This window comes from Amycolatopsis sp. NPDC004747 (assembly GCF_053601335.1).
Map to the genome: position 1 here is coordinate 53361 of NZ_JBSGBQ010000021.1, position 18314 is coordinate 71674.

Annotated in this window: 24 protein-coding genes and 1 tRNA gene; 21 read left to right on the plus strand and 4 right to left on the minus strand. The window is 70.4% G+C overall.

The annotated features are described in order from the left end of the window. The first annotated feature begins 43 nt into the window (after positions 1-43). The 4 genes from ACWEGE_RS30255 (at position 44) to ACWEGE_RS30270 (ending at position 3508) form a co-directional block, all read left to right on the plus strand. Positions 44-703 (plus strand): endonuclease V, encoded by a 660-nt coding sequence (locus ACWEGE_RS30255; RefSeq protein WP_449663841.1) that lies wholly within the window; start codon positions 44-46, stop codon positions 701-703. Next, positions 700-1383 carry a uracil-DNA glycosylase gene (locus ACWEGE_RS30260; RefSeq protein WP_449663842.1) on the plus strand — a complete coding sequence of 228 codons (684 nt, stop codon included), beginning with the start codon at positions 700-702 and terminating at the stop codon, positions 1381-1383. Before ACWEGE_RS30255 ends, ACWEGE_RS30260 begins: the two co-directional genes overlap by 4 nt. Positions 1384-1467: 84 nt before the next feature. Next, entirely contained in the window at positions 1468-2802 is a 1335-nt protein-coding gene (locus ACWEGE_RS30265) for an NAD(P)/FAD-dependent oxidoreductase (protein WP_449663843.1), read from the plus strand. Between the two features lie 16 nt (positions 2803-2818). Beyond that, a complete protein-coding gene (locus ACWEGE_RS30270) occupies positions 2819-3508 on the plus strand; it encodes a Crp/Fnr family transcriptional regulator (protein WP_449663844.1) in 690 nt (229 codons plus the stop codon). Between the two features lie 6 nt (positions 3509-3514). On the opposite strand, the gene ACWEGE_RS30275 is transcribed toward ACWEGE_RS30270, so the two are convergent. Beyond that, positions 3515-4033, minus strand: coding sequence for a hypothetical protein (locus ACWEGE_RS30275; protein WP_449663845.1), 519 nt, complete (start codon positions 4031-4033; stop codon positions 3515-3517). 65 nt (positions 4034-4098) lie between these two features. On the opposite strand from ACWEGE_RS30275, the gene ACWEGE_RS30280 reads away from it, so the two are divergent. From ACWEGE_RS30280 to ACWEGE_RS30305, 6 genes are all read left to right on the plus strand, one after another. After that, a complete protein-coding gene (locus ACWEGE_RS30280) occupies positions 4099-4302 on the plus strand; it encodes a hypothetical protein (RefSeq protein ID WP_449663846.1) in 204 nt (67 codons plus the stop codon). Positions 4303-4387: 85 nt separating this feature from the next. After that, positions 4388-4549, plus strand: coding sequence for a hypothetical protein (locus ACWEGE_RS30285; RefSeq protein WP_449663847.1), 162 nt, complete (start codon positions 4388-4390; stop codon positions 4547-4549). A gap of 171 nt (positions 4550-4720) precedes the next feature. Beyond that, complete coding sequence (locus ACWEGE_RS30290; RefSeq protein ID WP_449663848.1) at positions 4721-5014, plus strand: hypothetical protein; 294 nt, start codon at positions 4721-4723, stop codon at positions 5012-5014. A 10-nt stretch (positions 5015-5024) separates the two neighbouring features. Beyond that, positions 5025-5098: transfer RNA gene (locus ACWEGE_RS30295), tRNA-Leu, on the plus strand. A gap of 619 nt (positions 5099-5717) precedes the next feature. Then, entirely contained in the window at positions 5718-6059 is a 342-nt protein-coding gene (locus ACWEGE_RS30300) for an ArsR/SmtB family transcription factor (protein WP_449663849.1), read from the plus strand. Continuing rightward, on the plus strand, positions 6056-7267 hold the full coding sequence (locus ACWEGE_RS30305) for a GNAT family N-acetyltransferase (protein ID WP_449663850.1): 1212 nt from the start codon (positions 6056-6058) through the stop codon (positions 7265-7267). Before ACWEGE_RS30300 ends, ACWEGE_RS30305 begins: the two co-directional genes overlap by 4 nt. A gap of 43 nt (positions 7268-7310) precedes the next feature. On the opposite strand, the gene ACWEGE_RS30310 is transcribed toward ACWEGE_RS30305, so the two are convergent. Next, a complete protein-coding gene (locus ACWEGE_RS30310) occupies positions 7311-7772 on the minus strand; it encodes an ArsI/CadI family heavy metal resistance metalloenzyme (RefSeq protein ID WP_449663851.1) in 462 nt (153 codons plus the stop codon). An 83-nt stretch (positions 7773-7855) separates the two neighbouring features. Between ACWEGE_RS30310 and ACWEGE_RS30315 the strand changes: the two genes are divergently transcribed. The 10 genes from ACWEGE_RS30315 to ACWEGE_RS30360 are packed head-to-tail and all read left to right on the plus strand — an operon-like array spanning position 7856 to position 15153. Further along, positions 7856-8218, plus strand: coding sequence for an ArsR/SmtB family transcription factor (locus tag ACWEGE_RS30315; RefSeq protein WP_176177278.1), 363 nt, complete (start codon positions 7856-7858; stop codon positions 8216-8218). Next, positions 8215-9273 carry an ACR3 family arsenite efflux transporter gene (gene arsB, locus ACWEGE_RS30320; protein ID WP_449663852.1) on the plus strand — a complete coding sequence of 353 codons (1059 nt, stop codon included), beginning with the start codon at positions 8215-8217 and terminating at the stop codon, positions 9271-9273. The genes ACWEGE_RS30315 and arsB overlap by 4 nt, the downstream gene beginning before the upstream one ends. Next, positions 9270-9470 carry a hypothetical protein gene (locus tag ACWEGE_RS30325; RefSeq protein WP_449663853.1) on the plus strand — a complete coding sequence of 67 codons (201 nt, stop codon included), beginning with the start codon at positions 9270-9272 and terminating at the stop codon, positions 9468-9470. Before arsB ends, ACWEGE_RS30325 begins: the two co-directional genes overlap by 4 nt. After that, the gene (locus ACWEGE_RS30330; protein ID WP_449663854.1) at positions 9454-9864 is read left to right on the plus strand and encodes an arsenate reductase ArsC; all 411 of its coding nucleotides are present in this window, start codon (positions 9454-9456) and stop codon (positions 9862-9864) included. Before ACWEGE_RS30325 ends, ACWEGE_RS30330 begins: the two co-directional genes overlap by 17 nt. A gap of 31 nt (positions 9865-9895) precedes the next feature. Continuing rightward, a complete protein-coding gene (locus tag ACWEGE_RS30335; RefSeq protein ID WP_449663855.1) occupies positions 9896-11020 on the plus strand; it encodes an acyl-CoA dehydrogenase family protein in 1125 nt (374 codons plus the stop codon). A gap of 12 nt (positions 11021-11032) precedes the next feature. Beyond that, positions 11033-12052: a methylthioribose-1-phosphate isomerase gene (locus ACWEGE_RS30340; RefSeq protein ID WP_449663856.1), complete on the plus strand. Its 1020-nt coding sequence runs from the start codon at positions 11033-11035 to the stop codon at positions 12050-12052. Continuing rightward, positions 12049-12765, plus strand: coding sequence for an acireductone synthase (gene mtnC, locus ACWEGE_RS30345; protein ID WP_449663857.1), 717 nt, complete (start codon positions 12049-12051; stop codon positions 12763-12765). Before ACWEGE_RS30340 ends, mtnC begins: the two co-directional genes overlap by 4 nt. Next, positions 12762-13382, plus strand: a complete 621-nt coding sequence (gene mtnB, locus ACWEGE_RS30350; protein ID WP_449663858.1) for a methylthioribulose 1-phosphate dehydratase — start codon at positions 12762-12764, stop codon at positions 13380-13382. The genes mtnC and mtnB overlap by 4 nt, the downstream gene beginning before the upstream one ends. Then, the gene (locus ACWEGE_RS30355; protein ID WP_449663859.1) at positions 13379-13957 is read left to right on the plus strand and encodes a 1,2-dihydroxy-3-keto-5-methylthiopentene dioxygenase; all 579 of its coding nucleotides are present in this window, start codon (positions 13379-13381) and stop codon (positions 13955-13957) included. Before mtnB ends, ACWEGE_RS30355 begins: the two co-directional genes overlap by 4 nt. Further along, entirely contained in the window at positions 13954-15153 is a 1200-nt protein-coding gene (locus tag ACWEGE_RS30360; protein ID WP_449663860.1) for an MFS transporter, read from the plus strand. The genes ACWEGE_RS30355 and ACWEGE_RS30360 overlap by 4 nt, the downstream gene beginning before the upstream one ends. Here the strand turns inward: ACWEGE_RS30360 and ACWEGE_RS30365 are convergent. Next, the gene (locus tag ACWEGE_RS30365) at positions 15039-15521 is read right to left on the minus strand and encodes an arsenate reductase ArsC (protein WP_449663861.1); all 483 of its coding nucleotides are present in this window, start codon (positions 15519-15521) and stop codon (positions 15039-15041) included. The two genes, ACWEGE_RS30360 and ACWEGE_RS30365, sit on opposite strands and share 115 nt — an antisense overlap. A gap of 85 nt (positions 15522-15606) precedes the next feature. Next, positions 15607-16674, minus strand: a complete 1068-nt coding sequence (locus ACWEGE_RS30370; protein ID WP_449663862.1) for a permease — start codon at positions 16672-16674, stop codon at positions 15607-15609. A gap of 333 nt (positions 16675-17007) precedes the next feature. On the opposite strand from ACWEGE_RS30370, the gene arsL reads away from it, so the two are divergent. Then, positions 17008-18261 (plus strand): arsinothricin biosynthesis radical SAM protein ArsL, encoded by a 1254-nt coding sequence (gene arsL / locus ACWEGE_RS30375; RefSeq protein WP_449663863.1) that lies wholly within the window; start codon positions 17008-17010, stop codon positions 18259-18261. The last annotated feature ends 53 nt before the right edge of the window (positions 18262-18314 follow it).

An 18314-nucleotide genomic window follows, 5' to 3' on the forward strand; every position in this document is an offset into this window, starting at 1 on the left:
CAACTTAGACGGTGGTGGCGCGCGCCTGTGGCAGGGTGACCTGGTGCACACCGAGGACTGGCCGTCGACGGTCGAGGAGGCGCTGGCCGTGCAGGACCGGCTCCGCGGCCGGGTCGAGCTCGCCGACGACTGCCCCGAGCTCCCGCCGACGGTCACCGGCCTCGACGTCGCCTACGACGACACCGGCGGCATCGCCGCGGCCGTCGTCACCCTCGAGACCGCCGGGCTCACCGTGGTCGAGGAGCGGACGCACCGCGCGCGGGCCGTGTTCCCGTACGAGCCGGGCCTGTTCGCCTTCCGCGAGCTGCCGCCGCTGCTGGCCGCGCTCGAGCGGCTGGACCGAGCGCCCGATGTCCTGGTCTGCGACGGTCACGGCCTCGCCCACCCGCGGCGCTTCGGCCTGGCCTGCCACCTCGGCGTGCTGACCGGGCAGCCGGCGTTCGGCGTAGGCAAGACGCGGTTCGTCGGCACGCACGCCGACCCGGCGGTCGCGCGTGGGTCGGCTGAGCCGCTGGTCGACGCGGGCGAGGTCGTCGGCGCGGTGCTGCGGACCCAGGACGGCGTCAAGCCCGTGTACGTCTCGGCGGGCCATCGGATCGACCTGGCCCACGCCTGCCGGCTCACGTTGGCCCTGACCCCGCGCTACCGGCTGCCCGAAACCACCAGGCACGCCGACCGGCTGTCCCGGGCGGCCCTGCGATGAGGTCCCTGCCCGAGCTGGACGCCGCCGTCGCCGGCTGCCGTGCCTGTCCGCGCCTGGTCGCCTGGCGCGAAGGCGTCGTGGGCACCAAGGCGGCCTTCCGCGGCGAGCGGTACTGGGCCCGCCCGGTACCGGGCTTCGGGCCGCCGGACGCCTCGCTCGCCGTCGTCGGGCTGGCGCCCTCCGCCCACGGCGCCAACCGCACCGGACGGATGTTCACCGGCGACCCATCGGGTGATTTCCTCTTCCGCGTCCTGCACGAGGTCGGGCTCGCCTCCCAGCCGACCTCCACGGCGATCGGGGACGGCCTGCGGCTGCACCGCACCCGGCTCGTCTCGCCCGTGCGGTGCGCGCCGCCGGAGAACAAGCCGACGCCTGCCGAACGGGACACGTGCCGTCCGTGGCTGGCCGAGGAACTGACACTGTTACGTCCGACACTGCGGGCGATCGTGGTGCTCGGCGCGTTCGGCTGGCAGGCGTCACTGCCCGTGCTGGAGGCGGCCGGCTGGCCGGTGCCGCGGCCGCGGCCGGCGTTCGGGCACGGGACCGTCGTCGAGCTGGGCGACCTGCGGCTTTTCGGCTGTTATCACGTGTCGCCGCGCAATGTCCAGACACACCGCGTGACCCACGCCATGGTGGCGGACGTCTTCCGCGCCGCGACCTCGGTGACAGGCCACGACTGAATCGTTACGGAAACCGCAGCGACGCTGGTCACAGCCGGATGGGGCCCCCGAGCGGGGTCGCGGCGAAGGTGTCACCATGAGGACATGGCTGCTGCGAAGTCGAAGTCGGAACCGACTCGGATCCTCGTCCTCGGTGGTGGGTACGTCGGGCTCTACACGGCGTACGGCCTCCAGAAGATGCTTCGGGCCAACGAGGCCTCCGTGACCGTCGTTGACCCGCAGCCCCACATGACCTACGCGCCGTTCCTCCCGGAGGCCGCGGCCGGCGCGATCGAGCCCCGGCACGTGGTCGTGCCGCTGCGGCGGGTGCTCAAGCGCTGCCACGTGCTGACCGCGCGCGTCACCAAGATCGAGAACGACAAGAAGTCCGTCACGGTCGAGGCGGCCGACGGGCACATCGAGCAGCTGGGCTACGACGTCCTGGTCGTCGCGCTGGGCGCCGTCGCGCGCATCCTGCCGATCCCGGGCCTGGTCGAGGAGGGCATCGCCTTCAAGACCATCGGCGAGGCCATCTACATCCGCAACCACGTGATGACGAAGCTCGACGAAGCGGCCAGCACGCTCGACCCCGAGCTGCGCAAGCGCCTGCTGACGTTCACCGTCGTCGGCGGCGGGTTCGCCGGCATCGAGGCGCTGGCCGAGCTCGAGGACATGACCCGGTTCGCGGTGGAGAACTACTACCCGAACATCAAGACCTCCGACATCCGCTGGGTGCTCGTCGAGGCGGCCGGCCGGATCCTGCCCGAGGTCCGCGAGACCCTGGGCGTTTACACGGTCGAGCAGCTGGAGAAGCGCGGCATCGAGGTCTACCTGTCGACCGCGGCGAAGTCGTTCGAAAACGGCCACGTCGTCCTCTCGGACGGCACCGAGTTCGACACCGACACGATCATCTGGACCGCCGGTGTGAAGGCCAACCCGGTGCTGCAGAACTCGGACCTGCCGCTCGACAAGCGCGGCCGCGTCGAGGCGACGGCGGCGATGCAGGTCGTCGGCCACCCGGACGTCTGGACCGCGGGCGACAACGCGGCGATCCCGGACCTTTCGCGCACCGAAGAGGACCCGACGGCGACCTGCCCGCCGAACGCCCAGCACGCGGTCCGCCAGGCCCGCCTGCTGGCGAAGAACATCATCAAGGTGATCCGCGGCGGCAAGCCGAAGGACTACTTCCACAAGAACCTCGGCGCGGTGGCGAGCCTGGGCCTGCACAAGGGTGTCGCCGACGCGCTGAACCTGAAGATCAAGGGCTTCCCGGCGTGGCTGTTCCACCGCGCTTACCACCTCAAGGCGATGCCGACGTGGAACCGCCGCATCCGCATCCTCCTGGACTGGATCCTCGGCGGCCTGTTCCGCCGCGAGGTGATCTCGCTCGGGCAGATCAACAACCCGAAGGACGAGTTCGCGCGCGTCTCGAAGTCCTGACCGGCTTCGAGGTGCGGTGAGCCGGCCGTCCGACGCGAGGTTTCCCCCGGGCAGCTTCCTGGCCGGGCTGTCCCGGACGGCCCGGACCGGCTTGCTGGAGCTCGGCGTCGCGCGCGAGTTCGGCTCCGAGAAGGTGCTCCTCCGCGAAGGCGACCAGAGCACGCACGTCTTCCTGCTGGTCGACGGCTGCGTGAAGATCACCGGGACCACCCCGGAGGGCCACCTGGCGCTGCTGGCGATCCGGGTCGGCGGCGATCTGGTCGGCGAGCTGGCGGCGATGGACGGCAGGCCCCGGATCGCCACCGTCACCACCGCCGGCCGGGTGCGGACCCGCCTCATCGCGCAGGGGGAGTTCCGCCGGTTCCTCCTCGGTTCCCCGGACGCCGCGCTGGCCGTGAGCGGCAGCGTCGGCGCGAAACTCCGGTGGGCCACCCGGCGGCGGATCGACTTCGGCAGCCGTGCGGTGCGGGTCCGGCTCGCCAGGGTGCTGCTCGAGCTGGCGGCCTCGTACGGCGTCCCCGCCGGGCCCCACCTCCGGATCGGCGTCGCGCTCACCCAGCCGGAGCTCGCCGCGCTGGTGGGCGCCGCCGAGCCGACCGTGCACCGCGCTCTGGCCGGGTTGCGGCGCGAGAGCGTCGTGGAGACCGGCTACCGCCGGGTGTGCGTCTGCGACCGGGCCCGGCTCGAGGCCGTCGCCGACGGCTGAGCGGTCTCACGGGATCGCCGCCGCGACGATCAGGGCCAGCGCGGTCGCGAAGAGCAGGCACGTGCCGGCCAACGCCGACCGCACGTGGCGGTGCTTGCGCATCGCCAGGGAGGCCAGCAGCCGGGTGAGTTCCTGGGCTTGCTCGCGCCGGACCGCCCGGCCGGAGACGGCCGTTCCCGCGGCGACACTGGGAAAAGCGAACTGGTTTTCGCTGGAGGGGGCCGCCGTTCGCGGCCGGATCGCCAGCAGGATGTGCAGCGAGGCGTAGGCGTAGGCCACGGCGAAGCAGATCAGCACCCCGAAGAGCACCGTTCGCGGCACCGAGCCGGACCGGGCGGTCCCCAGGAAACCGGCTTGGGTGGCCACCAGTGCGGTGATCATCGTCTGGACGGCCACCACGGTACGGGCCTTCTCGTCGGCGTGCTGGACCGCGCCCTGGAAGAAGGCGATCGTGGCCAGCTCGTCCTCGCTCTGTCCGCGGCCTCTGCCCAAGCCGGCCGGTGTTCTCCCGCGCGTCGCACCCATGCGTCTCCCTTTCCCCGGTCGGTCTCGATCGTCGCGGTCCGGAGCCGCGCGCATCCCGTCGTGCGATGGATTCGCGTCCGCCAGTCCCTTCTTTCGACGTACTGGCCGGGTTCATGGCCCGGCTCGTCGAACGAGAGGGAGACGAGCAGCGCCTCCGCTACCTGATCGGGCGGCTGGCGAAGGACTGGGCCGATCCGCTCGAGCCCGCGGTGGCGGCCAGGCTGACCGCGTCCATCACGGCCCGGACCGAAATGAGGGTGGTCGGATGACCGAGGAAAAGGGCTCGGGAGAAGCCGAGCCGAAGGAAGAAGAGGCCGAGCAGCAGAGCAAGAGGGGATCAGGGACATCCGGCCGGTGCTCGCCCCGCCGCTGCTCGCCGGCCTGCGGGAGGCGAGCCGGGCGTTGATGGCCGCGGACGTGCAGACCGCGGAGAAAGCGGTCAACGCGCAGTTCCCCGAGGATTGGCTCCTGGCGGACCACGGTGGCGGCGTTCAAGGAACTCATCAAGGACGGTGATCTCGACCAGTTCGCCCTGCTGCCGGCCCAGAACCCGAAGGACGTGGAGCCGGTGGTCCGCGCACTGGTCGACGAGCGTGACACGCACAGAAGGAGGTCTTCGACTTCATCACCCGCCTCATCGAGTCCGACGCACTGGACCGCTGGCAGATCGACGACCAGGTCCGGATCGTGATGCAGTGGATGCAGGCCTCGATCAACCGCGTGCTGACGGGAACGGACGCGGCCCGCCAGCTCAGCTTCGAAGTCGTCGTCCCGGTGGCGCTCAGGACGTTGATCGCCCCGGCCCGCGACGGCAACGGCGTAACCCGCTTGGCCTGGTTGGGCGACCGAGGGGTGGTGCCGGCGCTGCGCTCACTGGCCCACACGGCGGTGAGCGTGCACCCGCTGGTGGTCGGCTTGGCGGCGGCGGTGTGGAAGCTGGCGGCGTGGTGCTGTGGGGTCGGCTGGGCGGGGGTCGCCTAGAGTGTGCGATGCCCCCGTAGCCCAACCGGCAGAGGCAGTCGACTTAAAATCGATTCAGTGCGGGTTCGAGTCCCGTCGGGGGCACTGCGCAAAACATCTCCCTGATCGGCCTCGGCTGACCGGCACGCTGGTCATCGAGGGTGCGTACGACCTCTCGTCGATGCGCGGGAGGCGGTGATGGGGTCCTCGGCCAGCGTGAGCAGGTTCGTCACCACGATGGTGAGCATCGTCATCGGGCTGACCTTCTTGTTCGGCTTCGGCAACGTCTTGGCTCTGGCCCTGCGAATCGGCGTTCCTGTGTATGTCGCCCCGCTGGTCGCGGTTTTCCCATCGGGCTCCGGCTGGCCAGGGATCCTTGCCATCGGCATGGGCGGTGCGGCGTCGGGCTCGTCGAGTAGCAGGCTCGGGCTCTTGTTGTCGGTCTTTGCCTCTTCCGCTACGACGACGTCGGAGCAGGGCTTTCGCGGACTTCACTTTGCCTTTGGGATCGACTTCGGAGCCGGGCCGCCGCGCCGAGACGATGGGAGCGCAGGGCCTCTTCACCTGGCGGTAGCAAAGTCACGAGTTCAAGTATCGGGCTTCAGGTTCGGGACGTCCTGCGGATTTCGCCAACGTCGGAACCTGTCGCCCGCGCCGCGGTTTGGCGCCCAGGAGTTAGACGGGCGGTCGTCCATCGTCTATCGTCGATGAGCGATGGAAGGGGGTGCGTTTGCTGGATCGAGACACTGCCAAGACCTACGCCGGGTGGTTCCGCGCGCTCGCCGACCCTACGCGAGTGCAAATCCTCAACCTGCTCGCTGAGGCCGCCACGCCGATGGCAGTGGGGGAGATCGTCGAGCAGGTCAGCGTGGGTCAGTCGACCGTCTCGGCGCACCTCAAGGTCCTCGCCGACACCGGTTTCGTGCTGATTGAGCCGCGGGGGACCGCTCGGCTCTACCGCGTGAACGAAGAGTGCGTGTCCTGCTTCCCGAGTGCTGCGGACGTCGTCATGGGGCGCGGGGTTCGATCGTTCGCCGAGACCATCGACGAGGAGGTCACCCGATGAACTCCGACCGCGACGCCGTCCATGACCGCTACGCCACCGCCGCCCGGCGCGCCCTGGCGGGGGAGGGAACCGGCCTGCTGGCCGGCGAAGGGGACGCCGAGCGGCTCGGCGCCGTGCACTATGCCGATGCTGAACTTCCGGTCGAGGTGACCGCGACCAGCCTCGGCTGCGGCAACCCGCTCGCCGTCGCCGAGCTCAAGCCCGGCGAGACCGTGCTCGACCTCGGCTCCGGCGGTGGGCTGGACGTCCTGCTCTCCGCCCGTCGCGTCGGGCCAGGTGGGCGGGCTATCGGCTTGGACATGACCGATGAGATGCTGACCCTCGCCCGGCGTCATGCCGAGCAGGCTGGTGTGACCAACGCCGAGTTCGTCAAGGGCGCCATCGAGCAGATCCCGCTGCCGGACGCCTCGGTCGACGTCGTCATCTCCAACTGCGTCATCGCCCTGTCGGACGACAAGCCCGCCGTGTTCGGCGAGATAGCCCGCGTCCTGCGGCCCGGCGGCCGCCTCGGCGTCACCGACATCCTCGCCGACGACAGCCTCACCGACGCCGAACGCGCGGCCCGTGCCGGTGCGGTCGAATGCCTCGGCGGCGCGCTCACTGCCGAGAGCTACCGGACGCTCCTGCATGACGCCGGGCTCAGCGGCGTCGACGTCCAGCTCACCCACGAGACCGGCGACAAGCTCCACTCCGCCATCATCAAAGCGATCAAGCCGGTCGAAGTCGTTGCGATGACGGCCGAGCACGCGGACCAGGTGCTGGCGATCTACCAGGCCGGACTCGACACCGGCCAGGCGAGCTTCGAGACCACTGCTCCCGCCTGGGAGGTGTGGGACGCCGCTCATCTTCCGGAACACCGACTGGTCGCGCTCGACCCCGTGGGGCGGGTCATGGGGTGGGTCGCGGTCTCCGCGGTGTCCTCGCGGTGCGTGTACGCCGGGGTCGTCGAGCACAGCGTCTACGTCGACCCGGAGGCGCAGGGCCGCGGGGTCGGGCAGGCGCTGCTGGCCGCGTTGATCGCTTCCACCGAGGACGCGGGTATCTGGACGATCCAGAGCGGCGTCTTCCCCGAGAACACCGCCAGCCGGGAACTGCACCGCCGAGCCGGGTTCCGGGAGATCGGCGTCCGCGAACGCGTCGGGCAGCACCACGGCGTGTGGCGGGATGTCGTCATGATCGAACGCCGCAGCACGCGGGTCGGCAACTGAGCGGAGCCGGTGCGCCCCTCGATTGCGCACCGGCTCCAGGCCCTCAGTTGCAGCAGCCTTCGGGGGTGGCGGTTTCGGCGTCGGGCGTGCAGCACGTCGCCGGCGTGACCAGCGCAGCGCTGTCGGTGCCGAACGTCGTCGAGTCGGCCTTCACCGTGTAGACCTCCCATGGCTCCTTGCCCGGCCCGTGCACCCACACCTTGTCCTGCACCGCGTAGCAGCACGTGGTGTCGTCCTCGGTGAGCGTCTCGAGGCCTTCGCCGGTCAGCCGCTGCGTTGCCGCGTTGACCTGGTCGGTCGACTCGACCTCGACGCCGAGGTGGTCCATCACCGTCTCCTGGCCCGGTTCGCCCTCCAGCAGCACCAGCTTCAGCGCCGGCTCCTCGATCGCGAAGTTCGCGTAGCCCGGCCGGAGCTTCGCCGGCTCGGTCCCGAAGAGCTTCGAGTAGAAGTCGATCGACCCGGCCAGGTCTCCGACCCGCAGGGCCAGCTGTACCCGTGACATCTCCGCTGCCTCCTTGAATAGATGACTGTCTAAGTAGACGAACTTAGATTGCTGTCTATATGTGAATCTGTCAATATAGAGGCATGTCGAAGCAACTGCCGCTCGTCGCTATGGACGCCTGCTGCGCGCCCCTGGCCCGGGAGCCGCTGACGCAGGACCAGGCGGTCGAGCTGTCGCACCTGTTCAAGGCGATGGCCGACCCCGTCCGGCTGCGGCTGCTCTCGCTGATCGCGTCCCACGCCGGTGGCGAGGCGTGCGTCTGCGACCTGACCGACGCCTTCGACCTGACCGGCCCGACCATCTCCCACCACCTGAAGGTGCTGCGCGAGTCCGGGCTGATCACCGGGGACCGCCGCGGCACCTGGATCTACTACCGCGTGCACCCCGAGGTGCTGGCGCGGTTGTCGGCGGTGCTGACGACCACGAGCGAGACGGTCACCGCGTGACCACGGTCGCCGAGGCGCCGCCCCGCCTGTCCACGCTGGACAAGTTCCTGCCGGTCTGGATCGCGGCCGCGATGGTCGCCGGGCTGCTCGCCGGGCGCTGGGTCCCCGGCCTCAACACCGCGCTGTCCGCGGTGCAGGTCGACGGCATCTCGCTGCCGATCGCGCTGGGGCTGCTGGTGATGATGTACCCGGTGCTGGCGAAGGTCCGCTACGACCGGCTCGGCACGGTCACCCGCGACCGGCGGCTGCTGTGGCCCTCGCTGGTGCTGAACTGGCTCGTCGGCCCGGCGCTGATGTTCGCCCTCGCCTGGCTGCTGCTGCCCGATCTGCCGGAGTACCGGACCGGGCTGATCATCGTCGGTCTCGCCCGCTGCATCGCGATGGTGATCATCTGGAACGACCTCGCCTGCGGCGACCGCGAGGCCGCTGCGGTGCTCGTCGCGCTGAACTCGGTGTTCCAGGTGATCGCCTTCGGTCTGCTCGGCTGGTTCTACCTCTCGGTGCTGCCGGGCCGGCTCGGTCTCCCGCAGGCCGACCTCGCCGTGTCCGGGTGGCAGATCGCCAGGAGTGTGCTGATCTTCCTCGGCATCCCGCTGGTCGCCGGCTACCTGAGCCGCCGTTTCGGCGAACGTGCCAAGGGCCGTGACTGGTACGAGAACAAGTTCCTGCCGAAGGCCGGGCCCGTTGCGCTGTACGGGCTGCTGTTCACCATCGTCGTCCTCTTCGCCTTGCAGGGCAACCAGATCACCAGCCGTCCGCTGGACGTCGCGCGCATCGCGGTGCCGCTGCTGGTCTACTTCGGACTGATGTGGGCCGGCTCCTACGCGCTCGGCAAAGCGGTGGGGCTGAATTACGAGCGGACGACGACGCTGGCGTTCACCGCCGCGGGCAACAACTTCGAACTTGCTATCGCCGTGGCCATCGCGACCTTCGGGGCCGCGAGCGGCCAGGTGCTCGCCGGAGTGGTCGGACCGCTGATCGAAGTTCCCGTACTGGTCGCCCTCGTGTACGTCTCCCTCGCGCTGCGGCGCCGCTTCGCAAGGAGCCCTCGATGACCCGCACCTGGATGTGGATCACCCGGCATCGCCAAGCGGCCGGCGCGCTCGCGGGCGTGGTCTGGGTGCTGGTGCTGTGGCCGTTCACCGGCCTGGCCGTCGCCGCGGTGTGCGGCCTCGTCTTCGCCACGATCATCGCGACGATGCTGCCCGTCCCGCACGTCGAAGGGGAGAACACCCGTGACCGGCAAGCCTGAAGTCCTCTTCGTCTGCGTGCACAACGCCGGCCGCTCCCAGATGGCCGCCGCCCTGCTCGCTCACCACGCCGACGGCGCGGTCGACGTCCGCTCGGCCGGCTCCGCGCCCGCCGACAGCATCAACCCCGCCGTGCGCGAGGCGATGGCCGAGATCGGGCTCGACCTCTCTCGCGAGGTGCCGAAGAAGCTGACCACCGACGCGGTCGAGGCCGCCGACGTCGTGATCACCATGGGCTGCGGCGACGCCTGCCCGGTCTTCCCCGGCAAGCGGTACCTGGACTGGCAACTGGAAGACCCGGCGGGCAAGGGCGTCGAGGACGTCCGGCCGATCCGGGACGAGATCGATCGCAGAGTGCGGGAACTGCTCACCGAGCTCTTGGCTGTGGAGGCCTGAGCGTGTTGGGTTGACCTCGGGAGGTCTGGGGATGAACTGGCGGGAATCCAGCGCGAAGGTCGCCGCGGCCCTGCAGGCCGACGCGGCCGAGCGTGATCGGGCCGGGGCCCTCCCGGCCACCGAGGTCGAGCTGCTGCGGCAGTCGGGACTGCTCGACGTCCTGACCACCGACGGCTGGGCGGCGGCGAACGCCGTGGCCCGCACCGTCTCCGCGGCGGACGCGTCCATCGGGCACCTGATCGGCTATCACTACCTGCAGCAGTGGCGGACCGGGCTGTTCGGCCCGCAGGCACGGCCGGAACCGGGCTGGTTCTGGGCCGGGGTCAGCAACCCGCTCGACGCGGACTTGACGATGACTCCGGCCGGCGACGCGTTCGTGGTCGACGGCTTCAAGACCTTCGCCACCGGCGCCGCCGTCGCCGACCGGCTGGTCGTCAGCGCCACCCGGACCGACACCGACGAAAAGGTCACCTTCGTCATCGACGCGCGTGCCCCCGGCATCAGCCACCCCGGCGGCTGGGACAACATCGGGCAGCGCCTCACCGCCAGCGGCGGCGTCCGGTTCGAGGGCGTGCGCGTCGGACGCCACGAGGTGCTCGGCGTCCAGCCGGACGACCCCGACGATCCGCGATCGCCACGGCTTTCGCTGGCCGCGCTCGGATTCCAGCTGATGCTCGCGCAGGTGTACGTCGGCCTCGCACTCGGATCGCTCGACACCGCCGCGGTCTACACCCGCGACCACGCCCGCGCCTGGACGCTTTCCGATGTCGCCACGGCGGCCGACGACCCCTACATCCTGGCCGGCTACGGCGAGCTGCTCGCCACGGCCCGCGCCGCCGGCTGCGCGGTCGATGCCGCCGTCGCGGTCCTCGGCGCCGCCGATGAGCGCGGCATCGACCTGACCGCCGACGAGCGGGCCGAGGCCGCCATCGCCGTCTCCACGGCGAAGATCGCGGCCAGCCGCGCCGCGATGGAAACCACCTCGAAGGTCTTCGAGTTCACCGGGGCGCGCTCGACCGGCGGGAAGTACTGCTTCGACCGGTTCTGGCGCAACGCCCGCACGCTGACCCTGCACGACCCGATCAGCTACAAGGCGCGCGAGGTGGGCGCCTACTTCCTCGCGGGCACGCCGCCCGTCCCGTCCGGATACAGCTAGAGGGGCGTGCCGGTGACCGACTTGCTGCCCGTCCTCGCCGACAGCGTCCGCCTCGACGAGGACGGCGTGCACATCCTCGACCGCCGCCGGTTCCCGTTCCGGCGCGAATGGGTGCTCTGCAAGACCGTCGACGAGGTCGCCGACGCGATCTGCGGCATGGTCACCCAGTCCTCCGGTCCGTACTTCGCCGCGCTCGGCGGGATGGTCCTCGCTGCCCGCGCCGCGGCCGGTCTGCCGCCCGCCGAAGCCCGTGCCCACCTGGAATCGGCCGGTGCGCGGCTCATCGCCACCCGCACGACGAACAACCACCTGCGCAAGGCCGTGACCTGCGTGCTCGACACCGTCGCCGGACGAGACGATGTGGTCGACGCGGCTGAGGAGGGCGCCCGCCGCGGCGACGAGGTGTACCGCGCCCGCAGCCGCACCCTCGGCAGCCACGCGGCCGAGCTGTTGCCGGGCGACGGCGTCGTGCTCACCCACTGCTGGGCCGACCTCTACCTCGTGGAGCTGGTCCTCGCGGCCCGCCGCGCCGGCAAGGAGCCGGCGTTCGTCTGCACCGAGACCCGGCCCTACCTGCAGGGCGCCCGGCTCACGGCGGCGACGCTCGCCGAGATGGACGTCGACACCACGGTGATCACCGACGGCATGGGCGCCGCCGAGCTGGCGTCGGGCCGGATCGACGCGCTGGTCACCGCGGCCGACCGCGTCACCATGGACGGCCACGTCGTCAACAAGATCGGCACGCTGGGCCTGGCGGTCGCCGCCGCGGCCTTCGATGTCCCGTTCCACGCCCTCGTGCAAGCCCCGGACCAGGCCACCGAGACCGGAACCGACGTGCCGATCGAGTACCGCGACGGCGCCGAGGTGCTCACCGTGCTCGGGCAGCCCACCACCAGCGGCCCGATCCACGGCCGCTATCCCGCCTTCGACGTCACACCGCCGCGGTTCGTCACCACGGTGGTGACCGACCGCGGGCCGTTCGCCCCGGATCGGCTGGGGGAGTACTACGCGGAAGGGGAACCCAACCAGTGACCACGACGCTGTCCGCCCGATGGGTGGTGCTCGACATCGAGGGCACGCTCACCGCCACCAGCCAGGTGCACGTCGTGCTCTACGACTACGCCCGCCCGCGGCTCGGCCCGTGGATCGACGAGCACCCGGGCGACCCGGTCGTGACAGCGGCGGTGGCCGACGCCAAGCGCCTGGCCGGCCTGCCCGGCACCGCGACCACCGCCGAGGTCGTGGCTGCTCTGCACGGGTGGATGGCCGAGGACCGCAAGGCCGCTCCGCTCAAGACGCTGCAGGGGCTGATCTGGGAACGCGGGTACGCCGACGGCGACCTGATCACCGAGTACTTCCCCGACGTCGTTCCCACCCTGCGGGCCTGGCACGACTCCGGCCTGCGGCTCGCGGTGTTCTCCTCCGGCTCGGTCGCCGGCCAGATCGCCTCCTTCTCCCGCACCACCGCCGGGGATCTCACCGGCCTGTTCGACAGCCACTTCGACACCGTCAACGCCGGCCCGAAGCGCGAGCCGATGTCCTACCGGGCGATCGCCACCGCGCTCGGCGCGGAGGCCGCCGACATCGCGTTCTTCTCCGACGTCCCGGCCGAGCTCGACGCCGCGGCCGCCGATGGCTGGCAGACCGTCGGCGTCGCCCGTACCGGCGAGCCGTACGCGCAGGCCGACTTCGGCGCTCACCTCGAGGTCGCCTCGTTCGACGAGGTCAAGGTGCTCCCGAGATGACCGCGCTCGACCTCGCCGGGCGCGTCCTGGCCGCCGAAGCCGCCCGCTACAGCACGATGGGCTGGATGCGCGGCACGTCGGGCAACCTCTCCGTCGTCGCCGGACGCGACCCGCTGCGGCTGGTCGTCACGGTCAGCGGCCGGGACAAGGGCGAACTGTCCGAACAGGACGTCGTGCTCGTCGACGAGGAAGGGGTCGCGGTCCCGGACCAGCCGTACCCCGAGCGGGTTCCCTCGGCCGAGGCCGGGCTGCACGGGCGCATCGCCGCGGCATCCGGGGCCGGCGCCGTGGTGCACGTCCACGCACTCGCCCCGGTGCTGGCGGCCGAACGCTCACCCACCGGGGTGGTGCTGCGCGACCTGGAGATGTTGAAGGGGTTCGGGCGGGCCGCGCACGACGACGTCGTGACGATCCCCGTCATCCCGAACAGCCAGGACATGAAGGTCCTCGGCGACGCCTTCGCCGCCGGCTTCCGGCCCGACACCCCGGCGCTGATCGTCGCCCGGCACGGCATCTACGTCTGGGGAGACGATCTGCACCAGGCACGCCACCGCCTCGAATGCCTGGAATGGTTGCTGCGCTTCACGATCGACGCCCACGAAAGGGGAACACGATGACCCTGTTGACCGTCTGGCCTGACGACCAGCCCGAGCGGGTGCGGCTGCGGACCACCGACGCCGGGACGATCGCCCGCGAACTCGGCGCACTCGGGGTCCGCTTCGAACGCTGGGACGTCGTCGAGGACCTTCCTCTCGAGGTCACCGCCGACGAGGTCGTGGAGGCCTACCGGCCGCAGATCGACAAGGTCATCGCGCAGGAGGGCTACCGACTCGTCGATGCCGTGCGAATGACCCCGTCCGCCGATCCGTCGTGGGCCGATGAGGCCGCTCGAGCACGGCAGAAGTTCCTCGCCGAGCACACCCACGACGACGACGAAGACCGGTTCTTCGCCCGCGGCAGCGGCGTCTTCTACCTCCACATCGGACCGAACGTCTACGGCGTCCTGTGCGAAGCGGGCGACCTGCTGAGCGTGCCGGCGAAGACGACGCACTGGTTCGACATGGGGACCCGGCCGGACTACGTGTCGGTCCGGTTCTTCCACGACGACGGTGGCTGGGTCGGCACGTTCACCGGCTCCCCGATCGCCGAATCGTTCCCGGACTTCGACACCCTGGCGGCCGGGCTCCGTTGACCGACCGCAAGCCCGGTGCGGTGCTGGCCGTCCTGTGCCTCACCGAGATCACCAGCTGGGGCGTGCTGTTCTACGCCTTCCCCGTGCTGGTCCCGGCCATCGCCCGCGACACCGGGTGGTCGCCGGCTGCGCTCACCGCCGCGCTGTCGGTCGCGCTGCTCGTCTCCGCCGTGACGGGCATCGCGGTGGGACGAGTGCTCGATCGGCGAGGTCCGCGGCTGTTGATGACCGCCGGGTCCGTGGTCGGCGTGGCGGCGGTGGTGCTGATCGCGACCGCACGCACGTTGCCGTGGTTCTTCATCGGCTGGATCTGCGCGGGGCCGGCGATGGCCGCGACGTTCTACCCGCCGGCGTTCGCTGCGCTCACCCGCTGGTACGGCCCTCGCCGTGTCCGGGCGTTGACGACGTTGACGTTGGTCGCGGGGTTCGCCAGCACGGTGTTCGCCCCGCTGACCGCGCTGCTGGCCGAGCACCTGAGCTGGCGGAGCACCTACGTCGTCCTCGCGGTCGTGCTCGCCGTCGTCACCGTGCCGGGCCACTGGTTCGGGCTCCGCCAACCGTGGCCGCCGGTCGTCGCCGACGCCGCGCAGCCGGCGATTCCGGGAAGTGAAGCGCGGAGCCCGGCGTTCGTCGCGCTGGTCGCCGCGTTCAGCCTGACCGCGCTCGGCACCTACGCCGTCGTCGTCAACCTGGTGGCCCTGCTCGCCGAGCGAGGGCTGTCGACGAGTACGGCCGCGATCGCCCTCGGACTGGGTGGCGCCGGCCAGGTCGCCGGGCGGCTGGGGTTCGCGACGCTGGTCAACCGCACCGGCGTCCGGACCCGCACCGCCGTCGTCATCGTCGTGCTCGCGGCCACGACCACCTTGCTGGGCGTGCTGACGTCGACGGTGGCGCTGGTCTGCGCCTCGGTCCTGGCCGGGATGGCCCGCGGCGTGTTCACGCTCCTGCAGGCGACCGCGGTTGCCGACCGGTGGGGCACTGCCGGGTACGGGCGGCTCAGCGGGCTGCTGTCCGCGCCGCTGGTGACGATGTCGGCGGTCGCGCCCTACACCGGTGCGGCGCTGGCCGCGCTCACCGGCAGCTACTCGACCGCGTTCCTCGTGCTCGGCGCGCTCACCGTCGCCGCCGTCCCGGTGTCGCTCGCGGCCCGGCCCGCCGTCGCCGAAGCGCCTGCCAGCTCGGACAGCAAGTCCTGAACCCGCCGTTCGATCTCGTCCCGGACGGGACGGATCTCCTCGGCCGGACGCCCAGCGGGATCGTCCAGCTGCCAGTCCAAGTAGCGCGTCCCGGGAACGACCGGACACGCGTCCCCACAGCCCATCGTGATGACGAAGTCGGACCGTTCGACGCTTTCGGTGCTCAGCTTCTTCGGCTGCTCGCCCGAGATGTCGATGCCGCGTTCGGCCATGACCTGGACGACGGCCGGGTTGACGGTGCCGGCCGGCGCGGAGCCCGCTGAACGCACGACGACCCGGTCTCCGCCGTGGTGACGCAGGAAGGCCGCGGCCATCTGCGACCGGCCGGCGTTGTGGACGCAGACGAACAGAACCTCGGGTACGGACACGAGAAACCCTTCCAGGTCAACGGGAGCCGGTGGGGATGTGCCGGGCGGGCGGCTGGGGGGAGGGGCAGCCCGCCCGGCACAAGCTTCACAAGAGCAGTTGCGCCAGGAAGCCGAGCAAGATGCTGCCGAGCATGCCGAACGCCAGGTACAGCGCGAAGACCTTGTTGTTGACCACGCTGCGGACCGCGACCATCGCCGGGATGGTCGTGACGGATCCGGCGAGCAGGAACGTCACCGCCGCGCCCTGGGCCATGCCCTTGGCCAGCAAGCCGCCGACGATGGGGATCGCGCCGACGCCGTTGAGGTAGAGCGGGATGCTGATGACCGCGGCGAGCGGGATGGCCAACCAGCCCTTGTCGCCGCCGAGGATGGCGGTGATGATGCCGTTCGGGACGTAGACGCGGATGACGCCTTCGAAGACACAGGCGAAGACCAGCCACTTGCCCAAGGACACGGTGTCGCGCAGGAAGTTCCGGCCGGTGATGCGCCAGTTCCGCTTCGACTGCAGGCTCGCCTTCGCCTGCGGCCACCAGGGAGCTCCGTCATCGTCGTCCTCGTCCGGGGCGCAGCTTCCGTCGGCAGCGCAGGTCGGCGAACCACCGGTCGACGTCGGGGCGTCGGCGAGGACCGCGGTGCCTCCGCCGCCGGCCGCGACGGCGACCTGGTTCTGCGCGACGTGCCGCTCGCGTTCGTCTACAGCCGGCTTCTTCTCCGGACGCAGGACGTCCTTGAACCCGCCGCGCTTCTCGACCAGCAGGATGATGACCCCGGCCCCGATCGCCAGCACCAGGGCGCCGAGGAGGCGGGCGGTCGCCAGCGGAAGGCCGATCTCCTTCGCGGTCAACGCGAAGATCGGCGGATCCATGGCGGGAGAGGCGATCCAGAACGACATCACCGCCGACAACGGCACGCCGCCCCGCAGCAGCTTGCGGATCAACGGGATGACCGTGAAGGAGCAGAACGGGCTGAACGCGCCGAGGCACGTGGTGAACAGGACGCCCAGCAGACCGTGCTTGCGGAAGGAGCGGCGCGCGACGACGTCGAGGTAGAGCAGGTCGACCATCGCAGCGATCGCCAGTGCGATGAAGAAGAAGATGCTCAGGTCGACCAAATTCTCCCAGGCCAAGCGCAGGACCTCGAGGACCTTGTCCATGCCACCATCCTTGACATCGGGGACCGGATTTCGCGATGCGGAGGACGTGCAGCTGCCCCCAGCTTTCATCGATGCTAGTCGATGAAAGGACCCTGGTCCATACCCGCCGATCGTCGGGAAGGTCCTCCGTGGAGTCCGGCGCGGGCGTGATCACAACGTCCGAAAGGATGAATTGCAGCCCCGAAAACCGTGATCTACCTGCGTTTATCGATCCATTGACATGTATCGCTGAAGCATGCAATCGTGATCCCTCGTACGAGGAGAGGCCCGTCGCTGGGCCGGTTCCGCTGGGGGAACCAAATCCTTTTTGTCCGATTCAGTTGTGGGGGAAGCATGCCCGCTGCGCGTGTACTCGTCGCGTCCGCCTTCGAAGCCGAGCTTCAGCCGCTGACCTCCGCGTGCGCCGGCGCCGCGATGCGAGCCCAGGACGCCGACGTCGTCGGCTGGGACGCCCACAAGAACCCCGACGCGGTACCGGACGGCGAGTTCGACCTGGTCCTGCTCTCGGTGCAGCAGTTCGAGGGTGTCGAGCGTGGCCTCAACCTTGCCGCCCGGCTGCGGGAATCCTTCGGTGGCGCCAAGCTGGTCGCGTTCGGGCAGTACGCCCAGATGAACCATCGCCGGTTCCTCGAAACGGTCGACGCGATCGTGATGGAAGAGCCGGAGCTCGTCGCGACCGAACTCGCCGAGGTCGCCCGCGGCGAACGCGAAGTCGCCACCGTGCCGGCATCGATGACCGCGCAGGGAATGCGGCCGAAACCGCCGCACCGGCGCATCGCCGTCCCGGCCCCTGCTCGTGATTTGTTCCCGTCATTGGTGCATTATCCGGCGCACCATTCACAGTACGGGTTGATGGGCAACGTGGAAGTCACCCGCGGCTGCCACCACAAGTGCACGTACTGCTCGGTGTACGGCGCTTATGACGGCGGGGTCGCCGCTTACCACGCCGACACCGTCCTGGCCGACTGCCTGCAGCTGGCCGAGGAAGGCGTGCGGCACTTCTGCTTCATCGACGCCGAGTTCTTCAACTCCCGCACCATCGGCGCCGGCGTCGTCCGCCGCCTGGTCGACGAGATCGGGCCGATCACGTTCGAGTTCACCACCCGCGTCGACCACATCCTCAGCTACCAGAAGGAACTCACCGAGCTCGTGTCGCTCGGGCTGGTGAAGGTCACCTCGGCGCTGGAGTTCCCGTCGAACCGGATCCTGCGGATCTTCGACAAGCACATCGACGTCGACCACATGCGTGCCGCGATCGCCGAAGCCGAACGGATCGGGTTCGTGCTCTACCCTACGTTCATCCCCTTCACCCCGTGGGTGGAGTACGACGAGCTGCTCACCTTCGAAGACTTCCTCGTCGACACCGGGCTGGCGAAGGTCACCGACCCGACCGCCCTGCAGACCCGGCTGCTGCTGTTCAAGGGCTCGCCGCTGCTGTCCTCGCCGTGGATGGAGGACATCGCCACCGTCGACCGCGGACTGTGGGTCGAATGGACCCACCCCGACCGCCGCGTGGAAGAGCTGTGGACCGAGCGCCGCGCCGATGCCGAGGACGTCGGCAAGGTCCGCTGCTGCGTGAAGTGCTGAGCCAGGCCGGAACCGGATCGGGAGGGACAGGAAGCAATGGGTGGAGCACCGCG